General features: G+C 71.1%; 15 protein-coding genes. 4 read left to right on the top strand and 11 right to left on the bottom strand.

Annotated features, from left to right (window positions below):
* Window positions 1-171: 171 nt before the first annotated feature.
* The 3 genes from M2157_RS07750 (at window position 172) to M2157_RS07760 (ending at window position 2,174) form a co-directional block, all read left to right on the top strand.
* Entirely contained in the window at window positions 172-717 is a 546-nt protein-coding gene (locus tag M2157_RS07750; RefSeq protein WP_266511400.1) for a sigma-70 family RNA polymerase sigma factor, read from the top strand.
* 136 nt (window positions 718-853) lie between these two features.
* The gene (locus tag M2157_RS07755; RefSeq protein WP_280864843.1) at window positions 854-1,369 is read left to right on the top strand and encodes a hypothetical protein; all 516 of its coding nucleotides are present in this window, start codon (window positions 854-856) and stop codon (window positions 1,367-1,369) included.
* Window positions 1,370-1,520: 151 nt separating this feature from the next.
* The gene (locus M2157_RS07760) at window positions 1,521-2,174 is read left to right on the top strand and encodes a zf-HC2 domain-containing protein (protein WP_280864844.1); all 654 of its coding nucleotides are present in this window, start codon (window positions 1,521-1,523) and stop codon (window positions 2,172-2,174) included.
* 10 nt (window positions 2,175-2,184) lie between these two features.
* On the opposite strand, the gene M2157_RS07765 is transcribed toward M2157_RS07760, so the two are convergent.
* The 3 genes from M2157_RS07765 to M2157_RS07775 form a co-directional block, all read right to left on the bottom strand.
* Entirely contained in the window at window positions 2,185-3,048 is an 864-nt protein-coding gene (locus M2157_RS07765; RefSeq protein WP_280864845.1) for a DNA-formamidopyrimidine glycosylase family protein, read from the bottom strand.
* A 36-nt stretch (window positions 3,049-3,084) separates the two neighbouring features.
* Window positions 3,085-5,172, bottom strand: a complete 2,088-nt coding sequence (locus M2157_RS07770; protein ID WP_280864846.1) for a SpoIIE family protein phosphatase — start codon at window positions 5,170-5,172, stop codon at window positions 3,085-3,087.
* Between the two features lie 62 nt (window positions 5,173-5,234).
* Window positions 5,235-6,350 carry a DUF6777 domain-containing protein gene (locus M2157_RS07775; RefSeq protein WP_280864847.1) on the bottom strand — a complete coding sequence of 372 codons (1,116 nt, stop codon included), beginning with the start codon at window positions 6,348-6,350 and terminating at the stop codon, window positions 5,235-5,237.
* A gap of 133 nt (window positions 6,351-6,483) precedes the next feature.
* Here M2157_RS07775 and M2157_RS07780 point away from each other — a divergent pair, with 133 nt between their 5' ends.
* Entirely contained in the window at window positions 6,484-7,902 is a 1,419-nt protein-coding gene (locus M2157_RS07780; protein ID WP_280864848.1) for a lipase maturation factor family protein, read from the top strand.
* On the opposite strand, the gene M2157_RS07785 is transcribed toward M2157_RS07780, so the two are convergent.
* From M2157_RS07785 to M2157_RS07820, 8 genes are read right to left on the bottom strand one after another with little or no spacing between them, the layout of a single operon-like run.
* Window positions 7,899-8,738 carry an amidohydrolase family protein gene (locus tag M2157_RS07785; RefSeq protein ID WP_280864850.1) on the bottom strand — a complete coding sequence of 280 codons (840 nt, stop codon included), beginning with the start codon at window positions 8,736-8,738 and terminating at the stop codon, window positions 7,899-7,901. The two genes, M2157_RS07780 and M2157_RS07785, sit on opposite strands and share 4 nt — an antisense overlap.
* A complete protein-coding gene (locus M2157_RS07790) occupies window positions 8,735-9,049 on the bottom strand; it encodes an L-rhamnose mutarotase (protein WP_280864851.1) in 315 nt (104 codons plus the stop codon). Before M2157_RS07790 ends, M2157_RS07785 begins: the two co-directional genes overlap by 4 nt.
* Window positions 9,046-10,014, bottom strand: coding sequence for an aldo/keto reductase (locus tag M2157_RS07795; protein ID WP_280864852.1), 969 nt, complete (start codon window positions 10,012-10,014; stop codon window positions 9,046-9,048). Before M2157_RS07795 ends, M2157_RS07790 begins: the two co-directional genes overlap by 4 nt.
* Window positions 10,011-10,766 (bottom strand): SDR family oxidoreductase, encoded by a 756-nt coding sequence (locus tag M2157_RS07800; protein ID WP_280864853.1) that lies wholly within the window; start codon window positions 10,764-10,766, stop codon window positions 10,011-10,013. Before M2157_RS07800 ends, M2157_RS07795 begins: the two co-directional genes overlap by 4 nt.
* Window positions 10,763-12,112 carry an L-fuconate dehydratase gene (locus M2157_RS07805; RefSeq protein ID WP_280861069.1) on the bottom strand — a complete coding sequence of 450 codons (1,350 nt, stop codon included), beginning with the start codon at window positions 12,110-12,112 and terminating at the stop codon, window positions 10,763-10,765. The genes M2157_RS07800 and M2157_RS07805 overlap by 4 nt, the downstream gene beginning before the upstream one ends.
* A 35-nt stretch (window positions 12,113-12,147) precedes the next feature.
* Window positions 12,148-13,173 carry an ABC transporter permease gene (locus tag M2157_RS07810; protein WP_280861070.1) on the bottom strand — a complete coding sequence of 342 codons (1,026 nt, stop codon included), beginning with the start codon at window positions 13,171-13,173 and terminating at the stop codon, window positions 12,148-12,150.
* Window positions 13,166-14,659: a sugar ABC transporter ATP-binding protein gene (locus M2157_RS07815; RefSeq protein ID WP_280864854.1), complete on the bottom strand. Its 1,494-nt coding sequence runs from the start codon at window positions 14,657-14,659 to the stop codon at window positions 13,166-13,168. Before M2157_RS07815 ends, M2157_RS07810 begins: the two co-directional genes overlap by 8 nt.
* Window positions 14,656-15,729, bottom strand: a complete 1,074-nt coding sequence (locus tag M2157_RS07820; protein ID WP_280861072.1) for a sugar ABC transporter substrate-binding protein — start codon at window positions 15,727-15,729, stop codon at window positions 14,656-14,658. The genes M2157_RS07815 and M2157_RS07820 overlap by 4 nt, the downstream gene beginning before the upstream one ends.
* Between the last annotated feature and the right edge of the window lie 23 nt (window positions 15,730-15,752).

Below are 15,752 nucleotides of genomic sequence, written 5' to 3' on the forward strand. Positions count from 1 at the left end.
CCGTGTCCGCAAACGGTCCGGCCGCCTTCTTGACCCGTCCGGGGTGAACGGGACGCGGAAGGGAGGCGGAAGGGACCGTTCATCGGACCGTTCGTCGACGCGATCGACCGTCCGCCGCAGATCCTTGTGCGTGCCCTGTCCCCCGGCCCCGTGCTGAGGTGCCATACGGCCATGACGGCCGGAACCACCCTCACGAACGGGACGACCGCCGAGCACGAGCTCGCCGCACTGCAGCGGGAGCACGGCCGGCCCCTCTTCGCGCTCCTGCTCCGGCTCAGTGACGGCGACCGGCAACGTGCCGAGGACCTGGTGCAGGAGACCCTCGTGCGCGCCTGGCAGCACCCCGAGGCGCTGCGCGCCGACGCCTTCGAGTCCGTACGGCCATGGCTGCTGACCGTGGGACGCCGGCTCGCCATCGACGCGCGACGGGCCCGGCAGGCGCGCCCCGCCGAGGTCGGCGACGCGGTGCTGGAGAACGCCCGGGTGTGCGCCGATCACGCCGAACGGGCGGCCGCCGCCCTCGATGTACGCGAGGCTGTGAAGACACTCACTCCGGAGCACCGTGAAGTCCTGGTGCTGGTGTACTTCCAGGGGGCGAGTGTGGCGGAAGCCGCCGAAATCCTCGGAATTCCGCCCGGTACGGTGAAGTCCCGCGCGTACTACGCGCTGCGGGCCCTGCGCCGGGTGCTTCCGGGATACGCGGCCGACCTGCGGTGAAACCAATGGGAAAGTCAAACCTCCGTAAAGCGCCTTGCTGAGGACCCCGGTTGAGTAATCGGCTGTCCTCATCCGTGTTCCGGACTGGGGTCCCGGCGACGGGCGACGCGCACGCACCGGAGGAAGGCAGGAAGGGATGCTGCACAGAGGTCAAGAGAGCACGGACGGCACCGGCGGGGACGAACTCGTCGTCCCCATGGCCTGGTTGTACGCCGAGTACATCGCCGACGAGCTGCTGCGTTCCGGCGATCTGATGCCGCCGACGTCCTTCGAGTTCCGCGCCGGGCGGGACGCGCTGGCGCTGACCGTCTTCCTCGCCGACACCGAGGGGGAGCTTTCGGGCATCCAGGTCGTCTCCCAGCTGGAGAACTGGCTGTCACTGACGGCGTACGACCAGCCGTGGCAGGACTGGGTGTGCGAGCGGATGGCCGCGCTGACCGCCGCGGCGGTGGCCACCGGCGAGCCCTCGCCGGACCTCGAACTCGCGGCGGCGGCCTGGCGCTGGCTGGAGGAGACGGAGCTGCTCGCACCCGATCTGAACGCCGTGCCGGGCGGCGGGGCGGGCGTCGGTGAGGACGAGGGTCCGAAGGTGTGGACACCGGCGTGGCAGCTCGGTCTGCCCCTCGGGCACCTCGCCATCCACCTGTTCTAGATTCCTTTCGATTCGGACCAATCCGCGGGGCCGACCGCTCCGAATCCCTTGGTCACGATTCTGTGCATGCCTTGAGTGATTCGGCGGGCTGGTGCGTACCGGTGGGAGCAACCAGTAACCCCACCCACACTCAACGGCACGAGGTTTCCGCATGAGGTCCTTGGAGAGGCATCGCGACGTCGGCGCGTACGCGCTCGGCGTGCTGGATGAGGCGGAGGCCTTCCGCTTCGAGGATCACCTCATGGAGTGCCCCAAGTGCGCGGCACACGTGACCGAGTTCGGTCCCGTGACCCGTCAGATGATGCTCTACCGCCGGGCGACTCCGCGTGTCGTGCACCCGATGGCCCAGCCCGGCCCTCAGCTCCTCAACCGCCTGCTCGGCGAGGTCGCTTCGCGTCACCGGGCGCGCCGCAGGCGGCTGTTGTACGCCGTCGCCGCCTCGGTGGTCCTGGCGGTGGGCGGCTCCACCCTCGCGCTGACGGCGGGCGGCGACCCGGGCGGGACCAGGAGTGTCGAGGCCACCGACGTCCGGTCCGGCGTGTGGGCCCAGGTCACCGCCGAGGACGAGGAGTGGGGCACCCAGGTGGAGCTCAAGGTCAAGGACGAGTCCGGTCCCCGCGCCTGTCACCTCGTCGCGATCAGCCGCGACGGCAAGGAGGAGACCGTCACCGGCTGGAACGCCACCGGGCACGCCTCCGACGACACCACCATGATGGGCAGCTCCACCTTCCACGCCGACCAGATCGACCACTACGAGGTCAGGACGTCGGGCGGGGAGCACCTGGTGACGCTGGATCCCGGCTGAGCACGTCGGATCACTTGAGCAGTCTCGACATCCTCCGGTCCGCCAGTGGTCTGCCGCCCGTCTGGCAGGTGGGGCAGTACTGAAGGGAGGAGTCGCTGAAGGAGACCTCCCGGATGGTGTCGCCACAGACCGGGCAGGGGTCACCGGTGCGGCCGTGGACGCGGAGGCCGGACTTCTTCTCCGACTTCAGGCGGCCCGCCGCCACACCCCTTGAGCGTTCCACCGCTTCGGTGAGGGTCTCGCGCAGGGCCCGGTAGAGGGTCGCCGTCTCCTCGGGGGTCAGGGAGGCGGCCAGTTTGAACGGGGACATTCTCGCCGCGTGCAGGATCTCGTCGCTGTAGGCGTTGCCCACGCCGGCGATGAGCGTCTGGTCGCGCAGGGCGCCCTTCAGCTGCCGGCGTTCGTCCTTCAGCAGGGCCGCGAAGCTCGTCTCGTCGAAGCCCTCGGCCAGCGGGTCCGGGCCCAGACGGGCGATGCCGGGGACCTGGTGCGGGTCGGCCACCACGTACACCGCCAGGCGTTTCTGGGTGCCCGCCTCCGTGAGGTCGAAGCCCGCGCCGGTCTCCAGGGCCACGCGCAGGGCGAGGGGGCCCTTGCCGGGGCGGGGCGGGCCGTCGGGGAGGCGGTCCTTCCAGTGCAGCCAGCCCGCGCGGGCCAGGTGGGTGACGAAGTGCGGGCCGCCGTCCGTCTCCAGGTCGAGGAACTTGCCGTGGCGGTGCACGGCGATCACCTCGCGGCCCTCGACGGCGGTGGGCGGAGGGTCGTACGTCTTCAGGACGCTGATGGCCACCGGCAGTACACGCACGATCTCGTGGCCGACCAGGTTCTCGGTCAGGAAGTCCTTGAGCGCTTCCACCTCGGGGAGTTCCGGCATACGTCCAGAGTGCCACCGGGGGCCGCTGTGGTCAGGTCAGGTCCGCTCCCGTACGACGAACTCGCACCACACGCACTTCCCGCCGCCCCGCGCCTCCACGCCCCAGACGTCGCTCAGCAGGTCGACCAGGAGCAGGCCTCGGCCCGAGACCCCCGACTCGCCCGCCTCCCGGCGGCGGGGCAGGGCGCTGGAGGAGTCCTCGACCTCGACGCGCATCCGCCGGTCGGAGCGGGTCAGGACCCGCAGGGTGACGATCGCGGCGCCCTCGGTGTGCATCAGGGCGTTGGTGATCAGCTCGTCGGCGACCAGTTCGATCTCGTCGGAGCGCTCCCGCGCGCCCCAGGAGCCGACCGCGGCCCGGATCATGTGCCGGGCCTGGGTGAGGGCCTCGGGGTCCCCGGGCGCCACGTGCTGCTGGACGCGGCCGCCGGACTGCGGGCCGTCCAGGCCGCGGCGGAGCAGCAGGAGCAGCGCCACGTCGTCGTCGCCGGCGCGTTCCTCGGCCACGTCGATGAGCCGGTCGGCCAGCTCCCACACGTCGGTGGGGCCGGCCGTGATGAGGGTCGTGAGGGTCTGCATGCCGTCGTCGAGGTCGGCGCCGGGCTCTTCGACGAGCCCGTCGGTGCACAGCAGCAGGGTGTCCCCGGGGCCGAGTTCGAGGGTGGCCACGGGATAGTCGAGCTGCCCGAACTCGGCGGACAGCCCGAGCGGCAGTCCCCCGTCCACGGTCACCCGGCGGCAGCTGCCCCCGGCCTGCCGGACCAGCGGGTCGATGTGGCCCGCCCGGACCACCTGGACGACTCCGGTGGACAGGTCGGCCTCCGCGTACAGACAGGTCGCGAAGCGGTCGGTGTCTAGTTCGTGGAGAAACACGGAGGCGCGGGCCATCACGGTGGCCGGGGTGTGCCCCTCGGCCGCGTAGGCCCGGAGGACGATCCGCAGCTGGCCCATGACGGCGGCGGCGTGCGTGTCATGGCCCTGGACGTCTCCGATGACGGCGCCGACGCGGCCGCCGGGCAGCGGGATCAGGTCGTACCAGTCGCCGCCGATGTCCCGGCCCAGTGAGCCTTCGGTGCTGGCGGCCCGGTAGCGGACGGCGACGTCTGCGCCGGGGACGCTCGGGATGGTGCGCGGCAGCATCGCCTGCTGGAGCCCGGTGGCGAGGTCCTTCTCCTGCTCGTACAGCATGGCCCGCTGGAGGCTCTGGGCGATGCTGCTGCCGAGGGCGATCAGGACGTTGCGGTCCTCGGGAGTGAAGCCGTACCGGTCGCTGTACAGCAGACCCATCGCGCCGATCGGACGGGCCTCGGCGATCAGCGGGAGGTAGGCGGCTGAGGTGATGTTGAGGCCGGTGATGTGCGGCCACAGGATCGGGTAGCGATCGGCGAACTCCTGCGGTGACTCGATGAAGCGCGGGGTGAGCGTGCGCACGGCCTCGCTCATCGGGTACGGCTCGTCGATCCGGGTGATGTCGGTGCCGGGCACGAAGCTGCCCGCGGGGCCCTCGGCGATCAGCCGGATCCGGCCGGCCTCGACCAGGCCCATGACCAGGCTGGTGGCGCCGAGGTGGGTGAGTCCGTGGGTGTCCTTGAGGACGTCGATGACGTCCTGGACGGTGCGGGCGTGGGCGAGGGCGGCGGTGGTGAGCTGGACGACGTTGGTCTGCTGGCGCCTGGCCTCGTCCTGGGCGGCCTGCTCCCGGCGGGCCTCCAGCTCGCCCATCTCCTGGGTGGCGTCGCGGACGATGCCGATGATCCGCCGCGGGCGGCCCGTCTCGTCGCGACGGATGTAGCCCTGGGTGTGGGTCCAGCGCAGGCTGCCGTCGCGGCATCGCAGGCGGAAGTAGGTGCCGTAGTTCTCGCTGCCGTCCTTGATCGCCTGGGCGACCAGGGCGTCCAGGCGGTGGGCCTCGGCCCTCGGCACCCGGCCGGCGAGGCTCACGGGGTTGTCGTCGAATTCGTCGGGGCGCAGGTCGAAGACCTCGTGGGCCTGGGCGTCCATGTGGAACAGACCGCTGTCCAGGTCCCAGTCGAAGCTGCCCATACGGTTGAGCGCCAGGATCGGATCCGGGTGGGCGGGCCAGTCGTCCGGGAGTGACAGGGCGCTCGCTCCCCGATCAACCATGGGGCTACCTTGCCAGGATTTGTCCGATTCTTCGACCCGGCGGCAGGGGCGCTCCGAAGCCGTCAGACACCAGAGCCGTCGGCCGTGCCGGCCGGCTCCGGCGGATCGTCGGGGATCAGCCCGCCGCCGTCGGGGAGATCGGGGATGTCCGGAACGGTCTCGGGGCCGATCCCGGTCTCCGGCTCCACGGGGACGGTCGTACGGGTGCCGTCCGGCGGGGCCGCGGGGACGCCGGGCCCGGTCGTGGGCGGCGGGGTGGCCATGGGGCAGTTCTCGTCGTACGGCTCCTCGGTCCCGACGGCGCCAGGTGTGCCGGTGGGAGTGGTGCAGTCGCTCTCGGCGCTCGGCAAGGCGTCCGGGGACGCCGTCTCGTCCGGGCGCGGACCGAGGGGCGTCGGGGGAGCCGGCGTGGGAGTCGGCGGTTCCGGCTGCGGCGGGGGTACGACATGGTCGTGCCGGCAGTCGTGGTCGATCAGCCGTTCGATCCAGGTGTGGTGGACGAGGTCGATGATCGTGATGTCCGCGACGACCTGCTCGCTGGGGGCCACCACGACCACCCGGTCGGGCCGGTATCCGGGCCACGGATGCCCGCCCCGGACCGCGCCGCTCCGCATCGCCACCGGCGGCGTCAAGGGGTTGCCGCAGGCGCAGCGGACGCGTGGGACGCCACGGTCGTCGACGAGGACGGCGGTGCCCGCCTGGAGGACGGACCGGAAGCCGCTCGCCCGGCCGGCGCTATACCCGTGGTCGGTGACGAGAGTGTCGGCCCGCAGGACGACCGGGGCGAGCCCGCGCAGGAAGTCCGGCACCGCGGCCGGAGGGACACCCACAACCTGGGCGAACGCGCTCTGCCTTGACCGGTCCGCGGTCAGGTCGTCGATCTGCCGTGCCACGTCACAACTGGCGACCCGCTCGGTGCCCCCGTAGAGACCGGGCATCCCGCCGGAGACGGTCCGCGGGGCGGTCGAGGCCCGCTGGGGCGTTCGGGTGAGGGGTAACGCCACCGAGGTCGCCGTGGAGCGGGTGAAGGGGCTCGGCCCGTGGGCCGCGGCCGGCTGAAGAAGGAGTTCGCCGTTCGTCTCGGCGTTGCCCTTGTCGCCGTCTCCGCCGCATCCGGCAACGAGGAGTGCCACCGCGAGCGTGCAGGCCGTGACGAGGGTCCGGTGGGGTGTCCGCACCACGTTCTCCCGTCCGTCCCGGGCAGTTCGTCACTATTGTCTGCTCCACACACGTGGGTTGCGCAAGCAGAGGCAAGGTACACGGAGAGTCACGCAGGACTCGGCGGGACAATGGAGGCAGGAGAACACGGCCGTGGACTGGTTCACCGCACCCGACTACTGGCTGAGCCGGCTGGTCTTCCAGCGGGCTCTGGCCGGGCTGTACTTCGTCGCGTTCCTGGCGGCGGCCCTGCAGTTCCGGGCGCTGCTCGGGGAGCGCGGGATGCTGCCGATCCCGCGTTTCGTCGCCCGCGTGCCCTTCCGGAGGGCGCCGAGTCTCTTCCAGCTCCACTACTCGGACCGGTTCTTCGCTCTCTGCGCGTGGACGGGCTGTGCGGTGGCGGTCGCGCTGGCGGCGGGTCTCGACTCCCTGCTGCCGCTGTGGGGCGGGATGCTGCTGTGGCTGGTGCCCTGGCTGCTGTATCTGTCGATCGTCAACGTGGGCCAGACCTGGTACGGCTTCGGCTGGGAGTCCCTGCTGCTGGAGGTCGGCTTCCTCGCGGTGCTCCTCGGCAACGACGAAGTGGCCCCGCCGGTCCTGGTGCTGTTCCTCCTGCGCTGGATCCTGTTCCGGGTCGAGTTCGGCGCGGGGCTCATCAAGATGCGCGGCGACGCCTGCTGGCGCAAGCTCACCTGCCTCGACCACCACCACGAGACACAGCCGATGCCGGGGCCGCTGAGCTGGTTCTTCCACCATCTGCCCCGGCCGCTGCACCGGGTGGAGGTGGCCGCGAACCATGTCACCCAACTGGTGGTTCCCTTCCTCCTGTTCACCCCGCAGCCGATCGCCACGGCGGCCGCGTCCCTGATGATCGTGACCCAGCTGTGGCTGGTGCTCTCGGGCAACTTCGCCTGGCTGAACTGGATCACGATCGTGCTGGCGGTGCCGGCGCTGGACCTCAGGGGCGAGGCACCCGACCTGCCCGCCACCCCGCTCTGGTACGAGGTGGTCGTCCTCGCCGTCGCCGCGCTGCTCCTGGGCCTGAGCTACCACCCGGTCCGCAACATGATCTCCCGGAGCCAGATCATGAACCGCTCCTTCGACCCGCTCCATCTGGTCAACACCTACGGCGCGTTCGGCAGCGTCAGCCGGATCCGCTACGAGGTGGTCGTCGAGGGGACGGCGGACGACGCACCGCGCGGGGACTCCGAGTGGAAGGAGTACGAGTTCAAGGGCAAGCCGGGCGATCCACGACGCTGGCCGCGCCAGTTCGCGCCCTACCATCTGCGCCTGGACTGGATGATGTGGTTCGCCGCGCTGTCCCCGGCGTACGCCCAGGCGTGGTTCGGCACCATGGTCGAACGGCTTCTGGAGAACGACCCCGCCACGCTGAGGCTGCTGCGCCGCTCACCGTTCCCGCCGGACGAGCCGCCCCGCCATGTCCGCGCCCGCCTCTTCCGGTACCGGTACACGACGTGGCGGGAGCTGCGGGAGACGGGGGCGTGCTGGGAGCGGACGTATGTGCGGGAGTTTCTGCCGCCCACACGGCTGGCGGAGGCCGTGAGCCCCTAGAGCGGGTCGCCGAGTCCGTAGACGCGCGTGGCCGTGGCCCCGAAGACCTGGGGGTGCGCGGACACGGGCGTCAGCCGGCGTGCGGTGTCGAGTACTTCGCCGTATGTCGCTCCCAGGGTGCACACCGGCCAGTCCGAGCCGAACATGAGATGGTCCGGGCCGAAGGCGTCCAGGACCGTGTCGGCGTACGGGCGCAGGTCGTCGATCGTCCAGGAGTCGAGGTCCGCCTCGGTGACCATGCCGGAGAGTTTGCAGACGGTGTTGGGCAGGGCGGCGAGGGCACGGACGTCGGCCGCCCAGGGTTCCAGGGCGCCGGAGGCGATGGGCGGCTTGCCCAAGTGGTCCAGGACGAAGGTGAGTTGCGGCAGCGACTCGGCCGCCTTGGCGCAGGCGGGCAGTTGGTGGGGCAGGACGACCAGGTCGTACACCAGACCCGCTTCGGCCACCGCGATCAGGCCACGGCGTACGTCCGGCCGCAGCAGCCACTCGGGATCCGGCTCGCCCTGGACCTGGTGGCGGATGCCCTTGAGGCAGGTCCCGCCGGGGAGTTCGCGCAGACGTGCCAACTCCTCGGCGGCATCGGGACGGGTCAGGTCGGTCCAGCCGACGACACCCGCGATCACGTCGTGCCCGGCGGCGAGGGCCAGGAACTCCGGGGTCTCCTCGGGCACGGTGACCGTCTGGACGAGGACCGTGCGTTCGACGCCCGCCGCGCGGGCCTCGGGGGCGAGGTCCCCGATCGTGAAGTTCCGTCGCAGCGGGCTGCCCGAGTCGATCCAGTCCTGGTCCCGCACCGACAGGTCCCACACATGGTGGTGCGCGTCCACCACCGTCATGGCAGCTCCCACACGACGGGCAGGCCGGCGTCGGCGCCCTCGTCGGAGTAGTCGTGCGCCACGTCGAGGAGTTCGGCCATGCGGGCCTGCCAGGTGACGTTCACCGGGAGCTTCTCCAGTTCGGCGAGGAGGCGGCCGTAGTCCTCGCACTCCAGGACGTGGAAGAGGTCGGTGCCGCTGCGCCAGATTGTCCAGGAGCGGGCCCCGGCGGCGCGGATCGCGTCGGTGAGTTCGACGGGGACCTCGCGGTGCGCTGACTCGTACTCGTCGACGCGGTCCGCGCGGACCTTGGTGTGCAGGGCGACTCTCATGACGGCTCCTCGGTGGTCAGGAGACCGGTGTCGCGCAGCTCCTGCCAGAAGGCGGGGGGCACCGGGGTCGCGAACTGGTCGGCGGCGTCCTGGACTTCGGCCGCCGAGCGGGCGCCCACCAGGACGCTCGCGACGGCCGGGTGAGCGGCGCAGAAGGCGAGGGCGGCGGCCCGCAGGCTGATGCCGTGCCGCTCGGCGACCTCCCGCATGCGCAGGGCCCGGTCCAGCACGCCCCCGGAGACCTGCGCGTAGTTGTACGTCGCTCCCGGTCTCGGATCGGCCAGCAGCCCGGAGTTGAAGGCGCCGCCGATCACCACGGAGACGCCCCGTGCCACGGCGGCGGGAAGCAGCTCGGTGAGCGCGCTCTGGTCGAGCAGGGTGTAGCGGCCGGCGCACAGCACCACGTCGACGTCGGTCTCGCGGACGAAGCGGGTCAGCATCCCGGCCTGGTTCATGCCGGCGCCGATCGCCCCGACGACACCCTCGGAGCGGAGCTTCTCCAGGGCCGGGTAGCCCTCGCGGAAGGCCTCCTCCGCCTGGTCGTCGGGATCGTGGAGGTAGACGACGTCCACGCGGTCGAGGCCGAGCCGTTCGAGGCTCGACTCGAGGGTGCGTCGTACGCCGTCGCCGCTGAAGTCCCAGACGCGGCGGTGGGTGGCGGGGACCGCGAAACCGTCGGCCAGGTCGTCCCCGCCGTCCGCGGACGGCTCCAGGCGGCGGCCCACCTTCGTGGAGAGCGTGTACTCCGCGCGTGGATGCTCGCGCAGTGCCTCTCCCAGCCGGCGTTCCGACAGTCCGAGACCGTAGTGCGGGGCGGTGTCGAAGTAGCGGATGCCGCGCTGCCAGGCGGCGGTGACCGCCTCGTACGCCTGTTCGTCGCTGACCTCGGTGAACAGGTTGCCGATGACGGCGCCGCCGAAGCCCAGTCCGCTGACCCGCACACCGCTCGTACCGAGGGTGTTCACTGGCCCACCGGCCTCAGGCGCAGGCCCTGCATGCCACCGTCGACGGCGAGAGAGGTGCCGGTGGTGGCGCCGGAGAGGGGGCTCGCCAAGTAGGCGATGGCGCCCGCGACCTCGTCCGCCGAGACCAGCCGGCCGGTGGGCTGGCGGGCCTCCAGGGCGGTACGTTCGGCGGCCGGGTCGGGGGCCTTGGCGAGCAGCCGCCCGATCCACGGGGTGTCCGCCGTACCGGGGTTGACGCAGTTCACGCGGATGCCCTCGCGGACGTGGTCGGCGGCCATGGCGAGGGTCAGGGAGTACACCGCCCCCTTGGTCGCGCTGTACAGCGCCCGTTGCGGGAGGCCCGCGGTGGCCGCGATGGAGGAGGTGTTCACGATCGCCGCGTGCGCGGACGCGCGCAGGTGGGGCAGGGCGGCGCGGGCGACCCGGACCATGCCGACGACGTTGACGTCGAGGACGCGGTGCCATTCGTCGTCGTCGTTGTCCGCCACGGTGCCCTGGGCGCCGATGCCCGCGTTGTTGACCACGACGTCGAGTCCGCCGAGGTCGGCCACGGCGGCGGCCACGGCCTCGCGGACGGAGGCGTCGTCGGTGACGTCGGCGCGGTAGGCGAGCAGCGGCTTCTCGACCGAGGAGGGGTCCAGGTCGAGGACGGCGACCTGGGCACCCCGTGCGGCGAGGAGTTCCGCGGTGGCCCGGCCGATGCCGGAGGCGCCGCCGGTCACCAGGGCCTTGAGGCCCTCGTAGTCGCTCATGCCGCCTGCCCCTTCTTCTGTGTGTCATTGGCGAGGTCTTCTGCCCAGAAGGCGCCGCCGGGGAACGTGTACCGCGCGATGGACTCGGGGCGCATGGCGGCCGAGAAGCCCGGCGCGACGGGTGCCGTGTAGTGGCCTTCGCGGATCACCACGGGATCGAGGAAGTGGTCGTGCAGATGGTCGACGTACTCGATGACGCGGTCCTCGGTCGTGCCGGTGACGGCCACGTAGTCGAACATCGACAGGTGCTGGACGAGCTCGCACAGGCCGACCCCGCCCGCGTGCGGGCAGACCGGCACGCCGAACTTGGCGGCGAGCAGCAGGATGGCGAGGTTCTCGTTGACACCGCCGACGCGGGCCGCGTCGATCTGGACGACGTCGAGGGCGCCGGCCTGGAGCAGTTGCTTGAAGACGACCCGGTTCTGGACGTGCTCGCCGGTGGCGACCTTGACCGGGGCGACGGCCTTGCGGATCGCCGCGTGGCCGAGGATGTCGTCGGGGCTGGTGGGCTCCTCGATCCAGTACGGGTCGAACTCGGCGAGCGCCTTGGTCCAGCGGATCGCCTCGTCGACGTCCCAGCGCTGGTTGGCGTCGATCGCCATGCGGATGTCGGCGCCGACGACCTGGCGGGCGACACGGCAGCGCCGTACGTCGTCCTCCAGATCCGCGCCGACCTTCAGCTTGATCTGCCGGAAGCCGTCGGCGACGGCCTCGGCCGCGAGCCGGGTGAGCTTCTCGTCGTCGTAGCCGAGCCAGCCGGCGGAGGTGGTGTACGCGGGGTAGCCGGTGGCGAGGAGCTCGGAGACCCGTTCGTCGGCCCCCGCCCGCCCCCGCCGCAGGATCTCCAGGGCCTCCTCCGGGGTGAGCGCGTCCGTGAGGTAGCGGAAGTCGATCTGGCCGACCAGCCACTCGGGGTCGCCCTCGGCCAGCAGCCGCCACAGCGGCTTGTCCGCGCGTTTGGCGGCCAGGTCCCACACGGCGTTGACGACCGCGCCGATCGCCATGTGCATCACGCCCTTCTCGGGTCCGAGCCAGCGCAACTGGCTGTCGCCGATCAGGTCGCGGTTCAGCGTCCCCGGGTCCGCGCACAGTTCCTCGACGGACCGCCCGACCACATGCCCGCGCAGCGCCTCGATCGCGGCGACCTGGACCTCGTTGCCCCGCCCGATGGTGAAGGTGAATCCGTGCCCCTCGTGCCCGTCGGCCGCGTCCGTGCGCAGCACGACGTAGGCCGCCGAGTAGTCGGGGTCCGGGTTCATCGCGTCGGAGCCGTCCAGCTCGCGCGAGGTGGGGAAGCGGATGTCGTAGGTGTCTACCGCGGTGACACGGGCGGGGGTCGAGGACACGGAAGGCCTTTCGGTAGGTGACGGGGCGGGCGGGCTCAGTCCTGGGCGCGCCCCGTCGTCACACGGGCGATCATGAGGGCGATCAGGATGATTCCGCCGTAGATGGCCTGGATCCAGAAGGACGGCACCTGGGCGAGTGTCAGCAGGTTCTGTACGACACCCAGCAGGAGTACGCCGGTCAGGGCGCCGAACATGGTGCCCTTGCCGCCGTCGAGGCTGATGCCGCCGATCACCGCTGCCGCGAACACCGTGAAGATCATGTTCTGGCCCTGGTTGGCGCTGATCGCGCCGACGTAGCCGGTCTGCATGATGCCGCCGACGGAGGCGAGGACGCCGGCCACGACGAACACGCCGAGCATCACCCGTTCGACGCGGATGCCGGCGGCGCGGGCCGCGTCGGCGTTGCCGCCGATCGCGTACAGGGAGCGGCCGATGCGGTGGTACTTCAGGACGAAGCCGGTGACGGCGAAGGCGACCGCGGCGAGCCACACGGACATGGGGACGTTCAGGAAGGTCGTGGTGGCCAGGGAGTAGAAGCTGTCCGGCATGCCGAAGAGGGTCTTGCCCTTGGTGGCGCCGACGAGCAGTCCGCGCAGCACGATCAGCATCGCGAGCGTCACGATGAACGCGTTGAGCTTGAACTTCACGACCAGGATGCCGTTGAAGGCGCCGACCGCCGCGCCGACGACGAGGACCCCGAGCAGGGCGAGGACGGCCGGGAACTCGGTGCCCCAGCCGGACTGGGCGGCGGGCAGGACGAGGAGCGCTCCCACGGCGGGCGCGATACCGACGACCGACTCCAGGGAGAGGTCGAACTTGCCGGTGATCAGGACGAGGGACTCGGCGAGCACCACCATGGCGAGGGCGGCCGAGGCGCCGAGGATCGAGATCAGGTTGCGCTCGGTGAGGAACGAGTCGTTGACGAACGCGCCGAGGACCATGAGCAGCAACAGGGCGGGAACGAGGGCGAGTTCGCGGGCGCGGCGCAGCAGGACCGTCCGGGCTGCCCGCGCCTCGGGCACCCGCACGTGCTTCACCGGCGGAGCCTGGGTGTCAGCCATGGTGGTCCACTCCTTCGATGGAGGCGATCAGCTCGTGGTCGCGCCAGCCGGCCGGATGCTCGGCGACCACGCGGCCGTGGAAGAGGACGAGGACGCGGTCGCAACGGCGCAGGTCGTCGAGTTCGTCGGAGACGACGAGGACCGCGGTGCCGTCCTCACGGGCGGTGTCCACGCGGGAGAGCAGGGACTCCTTGGACTTCACGTCGACGCCCGCGGTCGGGTTGATGAGGACGAGCAGGCGGGGGTCGGAGGCGAGGGCCCGGGCCATGACGACCTTCTGCGCGTTGCCGCCGGAGAGGTCGGAGACGGGCTGGTCGGGACCCTCGGTGTGGATGTCGAGCCGGTCGATCAGTTCGGTGGCGAAGCCGCGCTTGCGGTCGGTGCCGACGAAGCCGTAGCGGCCGAGCCGGTCCAGGACGCTGAGAGTGGCGTTGTCGCCGATGGTCATGCCGAAGACCAGGCCCTGCGCGTGCCGGTCACGCGGGACGAAGCCGACTCCCGCCTTGAGGCTGGCCTGTACGTCGCCGAACGGCAGTGGCCTGCCGTCGAGCCGGGCCGCTCCGTCCGTCGGGGTGTGCAGTCCCGTGAACGACTCGGCCAGCTCGATCTTGCCGCTGCCGCTGATGCCGGCGAGTCCGACGACCTCACCGCGGCGCACGGTGAGGTCGACGTTCTCGTAGGCGTCGGAGGTGAGGCCGCGGACGTCGAGGAGGACCGGGGCGGTGTCCTCGACCTGCCTGAGCTGTACGGCCTGTTCGGCGATGGTCTCGCCGGCCATGGCCTCGATCAGGGCGGCCCGGGGCATGTCGGCGACCGGGGCCGTGGTGATCCAGCGGGCGTCCCTGAGAACCGTCACCGTCTGGCACACCTCGTACACCTCCTGGAGGTGGTGCGAGATGAACAGGAAGGTGACGCCGGAGTCCTGGAGTGCGCGCATCCGGCCGAAGAGCCGCTCGATCTCCCGCTTGTCGAGCTGTGCGGTCGGCTCGTCGAGGACGATGAAGCGGGCGCCGAAGCTCAACGCCCTTGCGATTTCCACCATTTGGCGGTCCTCGACCTTGAGGTCGGCGGTGCGCGCCTCCGGGTCGACGCGCACGTCCCAGGTGTCGAGGAGCTCGGCGGCCCGGGTCCTGAGCCCACGCCAGCTGATGAACCCGCGCTGCAGGGGCTGCCGGTTGATGAAGAGGTTCTCTGCGACCGTCAACTCGGGTACGACGGTGGGCTTCTGGTAGACGCAGGCGACCTTGCTCCGCCAGGCGTCCCGGTCGGCGAGGGCCGGCGCGGGCTCGCCGTCGAAGCGGACGGTGCCCTCGTCGGGGGCCTGCAGGCCGGTGAGGATCGTGACGAGGGTGGACTTGCCCGCGCCGTTGCGGCCGACGAGGGCGTGGGACTCGCCGGGCAGGACGGTGAGGCGGCCGTCCGCGAGGGCGGTCGTGGGGCCGTACCGCTTGACGACCCCCTGGGCTTCAACGAGTGGGGTGCTCATTTGACCGTGTTGCCCCACAGCTTGGGGTCGTCGACGTTGTCCTTGGTGACCAGGGGCGCGGGCAGCTGGTCCTCCAGGATGCCGCTGGGCAGCTTGACGATCGTGGAGTCGTGGTCGGTCGGGCCGGGCTTGAAGGTCTTCCCCTGCATCGCCGCCTTGATGTAGTACATGCCGTACTTGGCGTACAGGTCGGCGGGCTGGGAGACGGTGGCGTCGATCTCGCCCTTGCGGATGGCGTCGTACTCCTGCGGGATGCCGTCGTTGGAGACGATGGTGATGTGGCCCGCCTGCCCGGCCTTCTTCAGCATCCCCTTGGACTTGAGGGTCTGCAGGGTCGGCGCGAGGTAGACGCCGCCGGCCTGCATGTAGATGCCCTTGATGTCGGGGTTGGCGTTCAGGAGGGTGCCCAGCTGCGAGGCGGCCGCGTCGGACTCCCACTTGGCGGGGATCTCCAGCACCTTCAGCTTGGGGAAGTTCTTCTTCACGCAGGCCCGGAAGGCCTCGGAGCGGTCGCGGCCGTTGACGGAGGCCAGGTCGCCCATGATCTGCACGACCTTGCCGGAGGGGATCTGCTCCCCGAGGTACTGGCAGGCCTTCTCGCCGTACGACACGTTGTTCGCCCGTACGACCATGGCGACCTTGCCCTTGTCGGGGGCCACGTCGACCGCGACGACCGGGACGCCCTTGCGTTCGGCCTGGTCGAGGCCGGCCTCGATGGCGGCGCTGTCGAGCGGGGCGACGACCAGGCCCTTCACGCCCTGGTTGAGCTCGTTGTTGATGTCGGTGATCTGCTGGGAGGGGTCGCTGTTGGAGTTGACCGTCTTCAGCGTGTCCACCCCCTCGGACTTGGCCATCTTGGGCACGTAGTCGTTGTACGACTGCCAGAACGGCGAGGTCAGCAGCGGCAGGATCACTCCTACCTTGCCGGTCCCGTCGCCTCCCTCGGCGCCGGCGCTGCCGGTGTCCTTGGTGCTGCCGCACGCGGCGAGCACGAGCGAGGCGCTCGCGGCCGCGGCGACCGCGCCGATGATCCGAAACCTGTTCCGCTTCCCCACTGTTCTGCCGGGCATCTGGTGGCTCCTCATTGAGCGTG

Origin of the sequence: Streptomyces sp. SAI-127, from assembly GCF_029894425.1 — a bacterium.
GTDB lineage: Bacteria > Actinomycetota > Actinomycetes > Streptomycetales > Streptomycetaceae > Streptomyces.

Coding starts and splice junctions, on each gene's coding strand:
- M2157_RS07760 (WP_280864844.1), top strand. CDS start 1,521: ATGAGGTCCTTGGAGAGGCATCGCGACGTCGGCGCGTACGCGCTCGGC.
- M2157_RS07750 (WP_266511400.1), top strand. CDS start 172: ATGACGGCCGGAACCACCCTCACGAACGGGACGACCGCCGAGCACGAG.
- M2157_RS07800 (WP_280864853.1), bottom strand. CDS start 10,766: ATGAGCGACTACGAGGGCCTCAAGGCCCTGGTGACCGGCGGCGCCTCC.
- M2157_RS07785 (WP_280864850.1), bottom strand. CDS start 8,738: ATGACGGTGGTGGACGCGCACCACCATGTGTGGGACCTGTCGGTGCGG.
- M2157_RS07765 (WP_280864845.1), bottom strand. CDS start 3,048: ATGCCGGAACTCCCCGAGGTGGAAGCGCTCAAGGACTTCCTGACCGAG.
- M2157_RS07820 (WP_280861072.1), bottom strand. CDS start 15,729: ATGCCCGGCAGAACAGTGGGGAAGCGGAACAGGTTTCGGATCATCGGC.
- M2157_RS07810 (WP_280861070.1), bottom strand. CDS start 13,173: ATGGCTGACACCCAGGCTCCGCCGGTGAAGCACGTGCGGGTGCCCGAG.
- M2157_RS07755 (WP_280864843.1), top strand. CDS start 854: ATGCTGCACAGAGGTCAAGAGAGCACGGACGGCACCGGCGGGGACGAA.
- M2157_RS07770 (WP_280864846.1), bottom strand. CDS start 5,172: ATGGTTGATCGGGGAGCGAGCGCCCTGTCACTCCCGGACGACTGGCCC.
- M2157_RS07790 (WP_280864851.1), bottom strand. CDS start 9,049: ATGAGAGTCGCCCTGCACACCAAGGTCCGCGCGGACCGCGTCGACGAG.
- M2157_RS07815 (WP_280864854.1), bottom strand. CDS start 14,659: ATGAGCACCCCACTCGTTGAAGCCCAGGGGGTCGTCAAGCGGTACGGC.